Source organism: Micromonospora sp. NPDC049529, assembly GCF_055586685.1.
The window spans coordinates 112,283-125,412 of the sequence record NZ_JBVJHT010000008.1 but is presented as its reverse complement, the minus strand read 5'-3'; the positions used below and the strand labels follow the sequence as shown (position 1 = coordinate 125,412).

Below are 13,130 nucleotides of genomic sequence, written 5' to 3'. Positions count from 1 at the left end.
GGTTGTGGACCGTCGTCCGCGAACACGTGTGGGGTGGCTGAGCCGAGCACCGTGACGAACGTCGCGGCGGCGAGCCGGCCACGCCGGGCATCTGCCGCCCAGGACCCCTTCTGGGACCAGCGCTACGCCGTCCACGGCCCCGACGGCAACAGCATGAACCTCTTCGCCACTCTCGGCTTGTACCGCTCGGAAGAGTCGGTCGAAGCTACGCCACCTGGGAGTATTCGTTGACCAGCCCGTTGAGGATCATCTTGCGGCGCACTCGTGCGGCGGTCAGGTCGACGACCGGTGGTGGTGTGTCGATGGCGTTGGGCGGTTGTTGGTGCCGGGCTTGGTGCGGCCGGTGGTCGTTGTAGTGGCCCACGTACTCCCCGAGGGTGGCCAGTAGGTGCCGCCTGTTGTAAACCAGCATCCGATCGAGACACTCACGGCGGACCGTACGCACCCATCTCTCGGCGTACGCGTTCGCCCGAGGCGCCCGAGGCGGGGTACGCAGGATCTCGATGCCCTCGGTGGCGAAGACCGCATCGAACGGCGCGATGTACTTGCTCTCACGGTCCCGGATCAAGAACCGGAACTGGGCGACCCGGCCGCCGAAGTCCATCAACAGGTTCCGGGCCTGCCGAATGGCCCACTCCCCAGTCGGATGCTCAGTGGCGCCGACAATGTGAACCCGCCGGTTCTCGATCTCCATCAGGAACAGCACGTAGATGCGGGTCAGCCCGATCGTGTCCACGTGCAGGAGTGGCGCCGCGCCGACGACGAGGACATCGCCCAGGGGTAGCAGTGGGCGTACGCCTACGGCAATGCACCGCGCACCAGCCGCCGCTGCGGCCGCCATCCGAGACGCTCTCGGCGGTCCCGGCTTCGGGGTCTGGCGCGAACTGGCCGCGAACGTCATGACCACCGACTGGGTGCTCGGCGGTCACCACGAGAGCTTTCCGCTGATGTACCACTGGCGGGTGCTGCCGGGCGCGGTGCCGACACCGGAGGAACATGCGGACGTGGAGGGCGCGGTCGCGTACTGGGACGGGTTACCGGCCGTACGCGAGCGGATCAGGGCGGTCGCCCGGTCGTCCGCCACCGTCGTACTCCTGGAACACCTTCCGCTGACCCTGCACCAGTGGCTGGCCGAGCAGGTCGCGGACGGTCCCGACGCGGTCGAGGCGGCGCCGACCTGGGCCTGGCGGCCTCGCCCCGGGCGGGACTTCCTGCGGGCGAACCAGAGCAACGACCCGTGCTACGCCGTGACGACGCTGGTCAACTGACTGGTGAGCAGCCTGGTCGGTCCAGTTTCACCGGCGCCGTTCGGCGCGCGGGAACGTAACAAGTTCATCCGCCGCTGCGCCAAGGGCGAGAAGCCGGCGAACGTACCGCCGGCCGTCACGTCGGTGATCATGCGGTACGCGCCGATCGCGGTCGTGCTGAACGACTTCTACTGGAGCCTGCACGGGGAGAGCCGGGCCGCGCCGTACCCGGCCGACGAGATCGAGCGGGTCTGCGCCGAGGTCGGGCTTCAGCTCAGCGGGAACTCACTCTCGAAACCTTCGATGAAGCGGATGTAACGCACACTCATCAATGATTGATCATCGACCCTCCGCTTCATATGCTCCAGCTCCCGGTAGGCTCCTTTGATGTCCCCCGCAAGGGCGAAGGCGAGTGGAAGGCGCTCGATCCGGCGATCCAACAGCTGCCCCCTGTCGATTTTCAACGCCGCGACCAGTCCCTCGTACGAAGCGTGTGATCTCATGAAGTCGAGGCCAATCTTCGTGACATCGGAGACGCTTGACCGGATACCATCCTCAATCGACCCTCCCGCGAGGTCGACGCAATGCTCCAACCACTGAGCTTGCGAGGTGAAGTACCCGACGTTCGCCGAAACAGTGGGAACGTAGAAACGACCGTCCCAACCCGGAACCACATCGACACACCATGCAGCGATCCGGTCCTCGATCTCCTGCGAGCGCACACCCACGAAAGTGGCGATCCGCAGGACAGACTTGTCACCCTGGTTCGAATCTGCGAATGAACACCAACCTTCGATCCCGGGGCCGAGGTCCAGAAGGTACTCGTAGTTCGACTTCCGTCTCTTGAAACCGAGAAGCTTCATCTCGCCCGCTATCGCCGAAAAGAGTTCCGACTTCTTCACACAAGACCTCCACGACCGAAGATGCTCACCGGAATGCCAGGACGCGCCCGACCTCCGCGGATTCCCGCGAGGGCCGGGCGCGTCGGCCATTATACGTCCAGATAACGAATGGAGATGATGAATCTTGTCGGGTCGTGGTAGCCCGCTATACCCGCCTTGCGCGCGTACCGACCGTACAAGAGGACGCCGGTCTCCCCGAACAGATTGTCCATTGCCTGCTGGTCCGGCTCGTACTTCGCACCCGGGCCATTCTTTGATTCGTGGAGGAAGATGTAGCCGTCCCGCTGCGTCACAAGATCATACTTGCGGTAGTTGCCCTTCGCGTGCCGGGTTCCGGGAATTCGCGCATGAACCTCACGCCCGACAACCGTATGCCCAGCGGCGATCATTTCCTTTTCGAGCTCGTCCACGCCGCGCTTGCCGATCTCGCCGGGCTCCGCACCACCGCAGCCGTTGTTGTGTACGAGGATCGAATCGACCCCGGCCACCACGTAGTACGTGTGGATGTCGTCGACGGTCAGGTTGTAGGTGACCTGCTCCGCCTGGTACTGCCGAATCGCTCCGACCTGCACGTAGGTGCCGGCTGAGGTACGGAGGAGTTCGGCTGGTTTCAGGTCCCCCGCATCCACCCAGCGCCCCTGGGTGACCGACCAGAACGGGTGGTGGTCGGTCGTGGTGAGGACGTGCCCCTTTCCGTCCGCTCCCTCGACGGTGACCTCTACATACGCCTCGTCGTGGTCGGTCCGGATGGTGTGGGTCACCTGTCGCGCCTCGGTCCGACCGGTCTCCGGGTCGGTGGCGAGCACCGTGTCGCCGGGTTCCACCTGCTCGATCGGAACACCGCTGCCGTCGGCGAGCAGGACGACGGTGCCGGCTACGAAGCTGTCACCACCACCATTTCCGGCGCCCTTGACCTTGCATGCCTTTGGTTCCTTCTTGGTGGCCGCCTTGGCTCTGGCTGCCGCCGCTTTCGCCTTCGCGGCAGCTTCCGCAGCCGCCTGTTTGGCGGCCCTCTCGGCGGCCTCCTTCGCCGCGGCGGCCTTGGCTGCGGCGGCCTTGGCTGCGGCGGCAGCCGCCTCCTTAGCCGCCTGGGCGGCCTTCTCCGCGCCCTGAAGAATGGCGCGCGCCCACTTCAGTTCCTGGAAGAAGGTGACAACCGCCTTGCCGGCCCGGAAGATCGCCTCGGCGATCTTCTTCGCCTTGAAGATCTTTCCCCAGGGCAGGGCCCCGATCACCATCGACACACAGGCGCCCAGGTCACCCTTGAGGCAGTTGAGGATGTCGTTGATCCCGAGGAACTCCATCAGGATCTGCCCACCGGCCTCCAGGACGATGTCCAGCACGCTCTTGCTCTGCAACTGCTGGGCCTTGGCCACGTCCTCCGGGCTCGGCCCGGTCTCCGCCGCCCCGGTGGCAGTCGGCTCCGGGGTGGCCCCGGTCGGGTCGGTGTACGAGGTCGGGTTGTTGTCCCCGTACGTGTAGGCCGAGGTCGCCCCGCCACCTCGGGGCATCGGATCCCGGGAGGCGAACCTGCCGGTCTCCGGGTTGTAGTTCCTGGCCCGCAGGTAGTAGTTGCCGTTCCCGGAACTGGAGTCCTGGTAGCCCCCGGCGAACTGCATCGGGTTGTCCGGCGCGCTCGCCCGGGTCCCCGGTCCCTGCCCGCCCCAACCGCTGGGGGAATGTTCCTGCCCGCCCTGCCCGGCCAGGGTCGGGCCCGCTCGCGGGTTGCCGAACGGATCGTAGTCGTAGCCGACCAACGGGGTGCCGGCCGGCGAGAGCATGTTCGCCACGCCGCCGAGCCAGTCGTGGGTGTAGGAGTGTGCCCCGGCCGCCTCGTCGAGCAGCGCCAGCGGCTCGTCGTCCGGGCCGTACGCGAAGCCGCGCTTCTCCACCGTCTGCCCGGCAGAGTTCGTGACCGTGTCGACCGCGATCTGCGGCAGTGTTCCGTTGACGTCCCACGACCACCGTTGCGTCTGTGCCTGCTCACCGGGGTCGGTCGTGGTGGTCAACCGCAATCCGGTCGCGTCGTACGCGAACGTCGCCACCCGGCCGCTGACCGTCGCCCTGGCCAGCGAGTTGTCCAGGTTGTACTCGAACTTGTCGGTGCCGGAACGGATCTGGTTGCCGTTCAGGTCGTAGTCGTACTCGGTGGTGGTGACGTGCTTCGGCTCCCGGATCACCTGCTTGGTGAGCTGGTCGGCGTCGTCGTACTGGTAGGTGGTGGTGTCGTCACCGGCGTTGCCGGTGCGCTTCTGGCTGGTCCGGTTGCCGACCAGGTCGTACTCGTAGTCGATTCGCCCGACCGGCTTGGTCTTGCCACCGCAGGAGTCGACCGCGTAACAGGCCGAGGTGAGCCGGTCCACCTTGTCGTAGGCGTAGGCGACGGTCTCCGAGATCCCGCCCCGGGTGGTCACCACCTTCGTCGGGTTGCCCACCTCGTCCAGGTCGAGCTGGTAGGCCGAGATCGGATCCTGGGGCAGCGCCACCGGCACCACGGCCGCGGACGGTGTCGACGGAGAGCCGGCGCCGTACCGGTCGTGGGCGGTGACGGTGAAGGTGTACGCGACACCGGCGTCGAGGCCGTTGACGATCGCGCTGGTCGCGGTCGGGCCGACGGTCACCGACTTGCCGCCGGGCTGGGCGGTGACGGTGTAACCGGACACGTCGTCGTGTCCGTGGTCCTTCGACGGTTTCCAGGAGACCACCGCAAGTCCGGCACCCGGCTGTGCCGCCACGTCGGTCGGCGGCTTCGGCCGGTCGTCACCGGCGGCGACGGCGCCGGCCGAGTCAGCGGTCGGCAGCGTGAACTGCTCGGGTGCCGGGGCGCGGTTGGTGCCGATGCTGGTCAGGCGGCCGGCGTCGTCGTAGCCGCGTTGCTCGATCAGCCCGGTCGGCGTCGGCAGCGTGGTGCTGGTCCGCCGGCCGGCGATGTCGTAGCCGAACCGCCAGGTGGAGGCGACCGCACCGGCCGACCCACCGGAGGCGGTCAACGAGGTGATCCGGCTGTCCCCGTCGTAGTCGGCGGTGATCCGGGTGCCGTCCGGGTAACCGCGCAGGGTGATGTTGCCCCGCACGTCGTAGTCGTACTCGAACTCCTCCACCAGGTTGGTGGCGGATTCGTTACGGGTCACCTTGTCGATCTGGTCCTCGTCGTCGTAGACGACGGTGCGTACGCCGGTCGGGTCGCCGTACGAGGTGGTCCGGTCCTTGGCGTCGTAACCCCAGGTATACCGGGGGCCCTCGCTGCCGACCGCCCGTGCCTCCCGGCGGCCGACGATGTCGTAGGTGTCGACGATGGTGCGCTTGGCCCGTTCCTGCGGCGAGAGGCGCTCGCGCTCGTCCAGGGTGATGGTGGAGACCGGATTTCCCTCGGCGTCGTAGGCGACCTCGGTGACCCGTCCGAGCGGATCGGTGCTGCTGGTCACCCGTCCGGCTTCGTCGTACTTCACCCAGGTCCGGTTGCCGTTCGGGTCCCGTACCGAGGAGACCCGACCATCCTCGTAGTAGTCGTAGACGGTCGAGCGGTCCGCCGGTTCCCGCGGGTCGTACGGGCTGTCCGGGGTGTGCACGGTACGGGGCAGGTCGTCCTCGCGATAGGTGTAGTGCGTGGTGCGGTTCTTCGCGTCGGTGACCGAGAGCAGCCGGTTGTTCGCGTCGTAGCGGTAGGACGTGACGTGATCCAGCGGATCGATGCTCTTCACCTGGTTGCCGGCCAGGTCGTACTCGATGTGGCTGGTGAACCGCTCCTTGTCCGCGCCCTCGACGTTGCCGCGCGGCTCGGTGCTGGCGACCAGCAGCCCGTCGCCGTCGTACTCCCAGGTGGTGACGCCGCCGGTGGCGGCGGTGTGCTTGATCTTGTTGCCGGCCTCGTCGTAGGCGAACCGCGACGTGTTCGTACCCGCGTCCTGGATCGAGGTCTGCCGCCCGTTGCGGTCGTACTCCATCCGGGCGGTGCGGCCCAGGTTGTCGCTGACGGCGGTGACGTTGCCGGTGTTGTCCCGGCCGTAGTTCGAGGTCCGGTTGTGCTCGTCCACCCTGGACGTGGTCCGGTCCAGCTCGTCGACGCCGATGTCCCGGCTGACCGTCCGGCCACCGGGGTACGGACGCTCGACCCGGATCGGGTTGTCGTTGGCGTCGTAGTGGTACGTCGTAGTGAAGTCCCCCGGGTTCGCCCCCGGTACGTTCCCGCGCGGCGACGTGACCTTGTTCAGCAGCCCCTTCGCGTTGTACGCGTACGTGGTCACCAGGTCCGGCTCGTGCTCCATCTCCACCCGGGCGGAGGCGCGCCGACCCGCATCGGTGTAGGTGTACGAGACCGTCCGCCGGGGATCGCTGACCGAGCGGAGCAGGCCGTTGTCGAAGTAGCGGTACTCGGTGCGGGCGTCGAGCTGCGTCGTCTGGCTCCTGGTCCGGCCGACCTCGTCGTAGCTGGTCCGCGCCACCCCGCGCTTGCCCGGCTGGTGCACGGCGGTGGGACGGTCCTGGGCGTCGAACTCATACCGGGTGGTGTAGTCGTCGCGGTCGGCGTGCCGGACCGTGCCGCGCGGGTCGACGGCGGACGTCGCCCGGCCGGTCCGGTCGTAGCCGACCTCGGAACGCCGCCCCTCCGGCGAGACGACCGCCTTGAGCAGGCCGGAGTTGTGGTCCCCGACCGGCAGGTGCTCGTACCGGGTCACCTTGCCGCGCTGGTCGGTCTGGCTGACCAGCAGACCCCGCTCGTCGTACGCGTAGGTGATCTTGTTCTTCTCGGCGTCTACGCTCTCGACCAGCTCGTCGAACTCGTTGTAGGTGTCCTTCCAGACGTTGCCGTTCGCGTCGGTGTGCTCGGTCGGGTTGTTCCGGGCGTCGTACTTCGTTTTTGTGCCGAAGTTGAGCGATCTCGGCGCGGTCTGCGTGATTCGGTTGCCGGCGTCGTCGTAGGTCGCCTCGTGCTGGCTGTGCTTGCCGTTGACCACCAGCGGGCGGTTGAGCGAGTCGTCATAGCGGTGGTTCTCGGTGTCACCGTTGCCGCGCTGGGTATAGATCAGCACGTTGCCCCGGTAGCCGTCGTAGACCTTCACCCCGTCCGGGTCGATGGTCAGTGACTCCTGCTCGGCCGCCTTCCACTCGAAGGTGGTCGCCTTGCCGAGCGCGTCGGTCTGGCGCACCATCCGGTTGTCGGCGCCGTACTCGTTGCGCAGCTCGACGATCCGCTGCGGGTTCATCACCTCGGTCAGCAGCCCGTTGGCCCCGTAGGTGTACTTCCAGTGGTGGCCGCGCGCGTCCTTGACCGAGGTCAGCACCGTGCCGGTGTAGTAGTAGTGGGTGTGGCGGCCGTCCGGCAGCTTGATCTCCCGGATCAGGCCGGCGTCCACCTTGACCCTCACCTCGCGCCCGGAGGCGTCCGTGACGGTCACCCCGGTCGGGGTGTACGCGAGCCGCGTGCCCATGCCGCGCGCGTTCGCGACCGAGAGCAGCCGACCCTGCGCGTCGAAGCGGTGGGTGACCTGCGAGGGCGTGACCAGTTCCCAGCCGTCGGCGACCCGGCGCAGGCTCGACCGGACGCCCGGCGGGCGCCGGTAACTCTCGCCGTCGAGCCGGTAGAGCGCCTCGGCGCCGTCCTCGGCCCGGACCACCACCCCGTCGGCGGACTCGGTGACGGTCATCCCGTAGGACCAGGCCCAGCCCGGCCCAAACGGACCGCCGGCCGGGCTCGCCGACGAATAGGTCCGGGAAGTGGCGAACGGTACGCCGAACGACGCCATGCCCAGGTCCTGCTCGACCCGGATGAAGGCGCCGGTGGCGGTGTTCACCCCGATGCCGCGTACCGCCTGACCGGCGGCGGTCAGGCCGAGCGCGTTGCCACAGCCGCAGCCGGCCGCCTGACCGGCGGGGATGGCCGGCGGCTCGATCGTCGTACGCGGCTTCGCCTGGTCCGACGGCGCGGACACGATCTCGCGCCCGTCGTCGAAGACCGCCGCGACGGTGAGGAAGTAATTCTTTGCCGGGTCCAGCACCCAGCCGTCCGAGGCACCGAACGACCGGCAGTACTGGCGTTGGCCGCTGCACCGCGCCCGTTCGAGGTCGTCCTTGGTCAGTGGCGTCGATGCCTGCTCGGTGCCGGACCCGGCGTCGTAGAGCGTCGCCTTCCAGGAGGTCCAGGGCTGTTCGTCGCCCCGCACGTCGAAGTAGGCGATCACCGACGTGTCGCCCAGGGCGAAGCCGGACCGGAGCAGCAGGTTCGTGAAGACCTCGTCCTCGGCGGCGACCGTACGGGCTGCGCCGGGCTTGGGCACCCGGGCCCACTCGGCGACCGAGAGCTTGGCCGGTTCGCCCTGCGCACGGACGCCCAACGGCACCACCGGCGGCCGTTTGTCCGGCGGGAACTCCTTGTCGGGACGGACCGAGTCGGGCAGCGGCCGGTCGACCGGACCCGGCCCGGGACTGGCCGACGGGACCGGCACCGCCTGCGCCCGGGCCACCCTGGTCGGTGGCGCGAGCGTGACGGTCAGGACCATGACACAGAGGAGTGCCAACCAGCGGGCACGCGGAATCGACAGCAGAGTACGACTGAACACGATCGGAGCCTCCCCGTGAAAGCCATGCCCGGGGGTTCAGCTCACCGGGCATTTACCTGACCGACAATAGGGGAAGATCGATATTTAGAGGAGTCGATTACACGACATGAGACTCACCTGACGAGTCCGTAGATATCGATCACAAACTATAGTTATGGTGTCAGCCGAGTCAACGGATTCCGAGCAGGAGTGACGAGAAGAGGCTCGGTCACGCGGCACCGCCAGGAGCGCGACCGCCAGACCGCGTTACGGGCCGCGGCGGACACGGCCGGCGTACCGGGCCTCCAGGGTGCGGTTGTGCTCGTCGCCGGCCGGTATGTTCGCCGACAGGTAGACCGGTGGCATACGCCCGGCGTCGACCAGCCGGCGTACCACCTCGACCACGATCTGCTGGGCGAGCAGCGCCGCCGTGATCGAGGAGACCGCACCGACCGCTCCCCCGTCCGGCAGCGGCAGGGCGGCGTCGCCGTACGGGGCGCCGCTGTCGAGCACCACGTCGGCCAGGTCGGCGAGCTTACGACCGGACGGGTGACGCGAGTCGCCCGGCCCGAGTGTTGCCGCGAGGTGATCGCGACAAGGGCTGCCCACGCTCCTTGACCAGGGACGCGAACTCCACCATGGCCCCGTTCACCCCCGAGTTCGAGGCGAGCACGAAGACGTCCGGCGGGCTGACCGGCACGGGTTCGTAGAGGCGGTGCGCCACCGCCGGGTCGCGTTCCAGCATCGGGCCGAGCACGCTCACCGGCGCACCGCCGTACAGCACCACGTCCCGCAGCGAAATCCGGTTCGTCGGCACCAGACCACCGGCCCGACCGGCGATCTCCATCGCGAGCGCCTCCGAGTGGCCGGTGCCGAACGCGCGCACCACCCCGTCGTCGACCAGCGCGGCGGCGATCAGGTCGGCCGCCTACTCTGCCCATCGACCCGATCAGGTGATGCTGGTTGAGGGCGCGGACGAACTTCCTGGACCGGAATTGATTGAGTCTGGCCCGCGACGCAACGCGAGTCCGGTACTGGATCGACGACACGAGCTCCCGCCGCCCGGACTGCTTGGCGACGGTGGCTCAGCTCGACGGCGAGCAGCGCGACCAGTTGCGGGCCCGAGGTATCCCGTTCGTCGTCTTCGACCCCACCGTCGAACTGCCAGCCGATGTGCCCTTCGTCGACGCCACCAACTGGGCCGGCGGTCGATCCGCCGCCCGTCACCTGGTCGAGTTGGGCCACCGACGGATCGCGATGATCGGCGGGCCGGGACAGATCCTGTGCTGCCGGGCCCGAATGGACGGGTTCCGGTCGACCCTGGAGGCCGCCGGGCTGGGCGCGGCGTCCGATCTGTCGGTCGACGCCGGGTTGAATATCGAGAAGGATCTGCCGTTGGCCACCCTGGTAGACCCTCCGCTGACCACCGTCCACCAGCCGCTCGCCGAGATGGCCGCCACCGCCACCGAGTTGGCGCTCGCTCTGGCGCGGGGGAGCGGACCCCGCAGCTCGGGCTTGAGCTGGCGACGGCTCTCACCGTTCGGAGAGCACCGCGCCGGCAGCCGCCTGACCGGAAGCGACGGCACCGCCAACCCTGGAAAGTCCCTGGCCGACGCGCTCGGCCAGGTCCAGTCGGCCGCTCCGTCTCCGAAACTTTCAAGAAGGCGCTGAAACTACCGCTTGCCATGGCTGAAATTTTTTGGAAATCTAGCTCCATCGATGAATCTGTTAGCGCTCACATCGATCGGTGACCGCCACCTCACCCACCGATCATCTCGTCCGCTGGCAGCAGACCGCCCATCCATCGCAGGAGGACCAGTGATCCCCCGGACCCGTCCCGCCGGGCGTCGATTCAGAACGCTCGCCATACCCGGAACGGCCGCCATCGTCGCGGCCCTCGTCGTGTCCCTGCTACCCAACCTCGCCCAGGCCGCCGCGAGCACGCTCGGCGCGGCTGCCGCCCAGTCCGGCCGGTACTTCGGTACCGCCGTCGCCGTGGGCAGACTCGGCGACAGCGCCTACACGAACATCCTCAACCGTGAGTTCAACCAGGTCACGGCCGAGAACGAGATGAAGCCCGACGCGCTTCAGCCGAACCGGGGCCAGTTCAACTACACCAACGGCGACCGGCTGGTCAGCCACGCCCAGTCGCACGGTATGAGGGTCAAGGGGCACACCCTGGCCTGGCACGCCCAGCAGCCGGGCTGGATGCAGTCGCTGTCCGGCAGCGCCCTGCGGCAGGCGATGATCGACCACATCACCGCGGTGGTCACCCACTACCGGGGCAAGCTGGACTCCTGGGACGTGGTGAACGAGGCGTACGCCGACGGCGGAGGCGGCGGTCGTCGTGACTCAAACCTGCAGCGCACCGGCAACGACTGGATCGAGGTGGCGTTCCGCACCGCCGACGCGGCGGACCCGAACGTCAAGCTCTGCTACAACGACTACAACATCGACAACTGGTCGGCGGCCAAGACGCAGGGCGTCTACAACATGGTCCGCGACTTCAAGCAGCGCGGCGTGCCGATCGACTGCGTCGGTTTCCAGACGCACTTCACCGGCGGGTCGAGCTACCCGAGTAACTACCGCACCACGCTGTCCAGCTTCGCCGCCCTCGGCGTCGACGTGCAGGTCACCGAGCTGGACATCACCAACGCGGACGTGAACCAGTACCGCAACACCGTCACCGACTGCCTGAACGTGGCGCGCTGCACCGGCATCACGGTGTGGGGCATCCGCGACTCGGACTCGTGGCGCTCCGGTGAGCGGCCGTTGCTCTTCGACGGCAGTGGCAACAAGAAGCCGGCGTACGACGCGGTGCTCACCGCACTGAACAGCGCCACCCCCAACCCGACCACGCCGGGACCGAACCCGACCACGCCGGGGCCCACCGCCCCACCCGGCTCCGCCTCTGAGATCGTCGGCGAGCAGTCGGGCCGGTGTATCGACGTGCCCAACTCGTCCACAACCAATGGCACGCGGGTGCAGTTGTACGACTGCAACCGGGGGTCGAACCAGTCCTGGACGTACACATCGAGCAAGCAGCTGCAGGTGTACGGCAACATGTGCCTGGACGCGGCGGGTTCCGGTAACGGCGCGGCGGTGCAGATCTACAGCTGCCACACCGGGACCAACCAGCAGTGGAACGTGAACTCCAACGGCACGATCAGTGGAGTTCAGTCCGGGCGGTGCCTGGACGTCTGGAGCACGGCCAACGGTGCTCAGGTGCAGTTGTACGACTGCCACGGGAACACCAACCAGCGGTTCAGCCTCAGGTCCCTCGGTGGACCGACCACCGTGCCGACGACCGCCGCACCGACGACTGGCGCGCCGACCACCGCTCCGACCACGCCGCCGGCCAGCACCTGCAACCTTCCGACGTCCTACCGGTGGTCGTCGACGGGTGCCCTGGCGCAGCCGAGGTCCGGTTGGGTGTCGTTGAAGGACTTCACCGTCGCGCCGTACAACGGTCAGCAGCTGGTGTACGCGACCACGCACGACACGGGAACGAGGTGGGGTTCGATGAACTTCGGACTCGTCTCGAACTTGAACCAGCTGGGTTCGGCCAGCCAGAACGCGATGAACTCGTCCACTGTCGCGCCGACGCTGTTCTACTTCGCCCCGCGCAACATCTGGGTGCTGGCCTACCAGTGGGGTGGCACCGCCTTCTCCTACCGGACGTCCACCGACCCCACCAACCCGAACGGCTGGGGTGCGCAGCAGACGCTCTCCACCGCCAGCATCTCCGACTCCGGCACCGGTCCGATCGACCAGACCCTGATCGCCGACGACCAGAACATCTACCTGTTCTTCACCGGTGACAACGGTCGCGTCTACCGGTCCAGCATGCCGCTGGGGAACTTCCCGGGCAGCTTCGGGTCGAACTACACCACGATCATGACCGACTCCACGAACAACCTGTTCGAGGCGGTGCAGGTCTACAAGCTGCAGGGTCAGCAGCGGTACCTGATGATCGTCGAGGCAATCGGTTCGCAGGGCCGCTACTTCCGGTCGTTCACGGCCACCAGCCTGGGTGGTTCGTGGACGCCGAACGCCGCCAGCGAGAGCAACCCGTTCGCTGGTAAGGCCAACAGCGGCGCGACCTGGACCAACGACATCAGCCACGGTGAGCTGATCCGGACCAGCGCCGACCAGACCTTCACGGTCGACCCGTGCAACCTGCAACTGCTCTACCAGGGCCGCTCGCCCAGCTCCGGCGGTGACTACGGTCTGCTGCCGTACCGGCCGGGTCTGCTGACCCTGCAGCGCTGATGGCGTGACACCGCTCCGGCTCAGGTGAAACGGGGACGGGGGGGGGGGGGGGGGAGGCGAAACCCCCCCCCCCCCCCCCCCCCCAACCCCCCCTCGGGCCGAGCGAGGGCACCCGCCCCGGGCCGCCCCCACACCCCCAACCCCCCAAAACCCACGCAAGGAAGAAAGCAACG

At 67.9% G+C, this 13,130-nt stretch carries 7 protein-coding genes and 1 pseudogene; 4 read left to right on the top strand and 4 right to left on the bottom strand.

Going from position 1 to position 13,130, the window contains the following annotated elements:
• Nucleotides 1-205: 205 nt before the first annotated feature.
• Complete coding sequence (locus tag ACZ6QQ_RS15760) at nt 206-736, bottom strand: integrase core domain-containing protein (RefSeq protein ID WP_465876928.1); 531 nt, start codon at nt 734-736, stop codon at nt 206-208.
• 70 nt (nt 737-806) lie between these two features.
• On the opposite strand from ACZ6QQ_RS15760, the gene ACZ6QQ_RS15755 reads away from it, so the two are divergent.
• Nucleotides 807-1,268: a hypothetical protein gene (locus tag ACZ6QQ_RS15755; RefSeq protein WP_465876926.1), complete on the top strand. Its 462-nt coding sequence runs from the start codon at nt 807-809 to the stop codon at nt 1,266-1,268.
• Between the two features lie 3 nt (nt 1,269-1,271).
• Nucleotides 1,272-1,565 (top strand): hypothetical protein, encoded by a 294-nt coding sequence (locus tag ACZ6QQ_RS15750; RefSeq protein WP_465876925.1) that lies wholly within the window; start codon nt 1,272-1,274, stop codon nt 1,563-1,565.
• Here ACZ6QQ_RS15750 and ACZ6QQ_RS15745 read toward each other — a convergent pair.
• The 3 genes and pseudogenes from ACZ6QQ_RS15745 to ACZ6QQ_RS15735 form a co-directional block, all read right to left on the bottom strand.
• Nucleotides 1,517-2,149, bottom strand: a complete 633-nt coding sequence (locus tag ACZ6QQ_RS15745) for a hypothetical protein (RefSeq protein WP_465876924.1) — start codon at nt 2,147-2,149, stop codon at nt 1,517-1,519. The genes ACZ6QQ_RS15750 and ACZ6QQ_RS15745 overlap by 49 nt on opposite strands.
• A gap of 89 nt (nt 2,150-2,238) precedes the next feature.
• Entirely contained in the window at nt 2,239-8,706 is a 6,468-nt protein-coding gene (locus ACZ6QQ_RS15740; protein WP_465876923.1) for a polymorphic toxin-type HINT domain-containing protein, read from the bottom strand.
• A gap of 246 nt (nt 8,707-8,952) precedes the next feature.
• A pseudogene (locus tag ACZ6QQ_RS15735) lies at nt 8,953-9,613 on the bottom strand (sugar isomerase domain-containing protein); the annotation flags it as partial.
• Nucleotides 9,614-9,765: 152 nt separating this feature from the next.
• Here ACZ6QQ_RS15735 and ACZ6QQ_RS15730 point away from each other — a divergent pair.
• Together ACZ6QQ_RS15730 and ACZ6QQ_RS15725 are read left to right on the top strand one after the other, a co-directional pair.
• Entirely contained in the window at nt 9,766-10,356 is a 591-nt protein-coding gene (locus ACZ6QQ_RS15730; RefSeq protein ID WP_465876922.1) for a type 1 periplasmic-binding domain-containing protein, read from the top strand.
• Between the two features lie 237 nt (nt 10,357-10,593).
• Nucleotides 10,594-12,957: a non-reducing end alpha-L-arabinofuranosidase family hydrolase gene (locus ACZ6QQ_RS15725; RefSeq protein WP_465877150.1), complete on the top strand. Its 2,364-nt coding sequence runs from the start codon at nt 10,594-10,596 to the stop codon at nt 12,955-12,957.
• Nucleotides 12,958-13,130 lie beyond the last annotated feature (173 nt).

Bases quoted from the DNA above. Each gene is read 5' to 3' on its own strand.
- ACZ6QQ_RS15755 (WP_465876926.1), top strand. From the start codon at position 807: ATGCACCGCGCACCAGCCGCCGCTGCGGCCGCCATCCGAGACGCTCTC.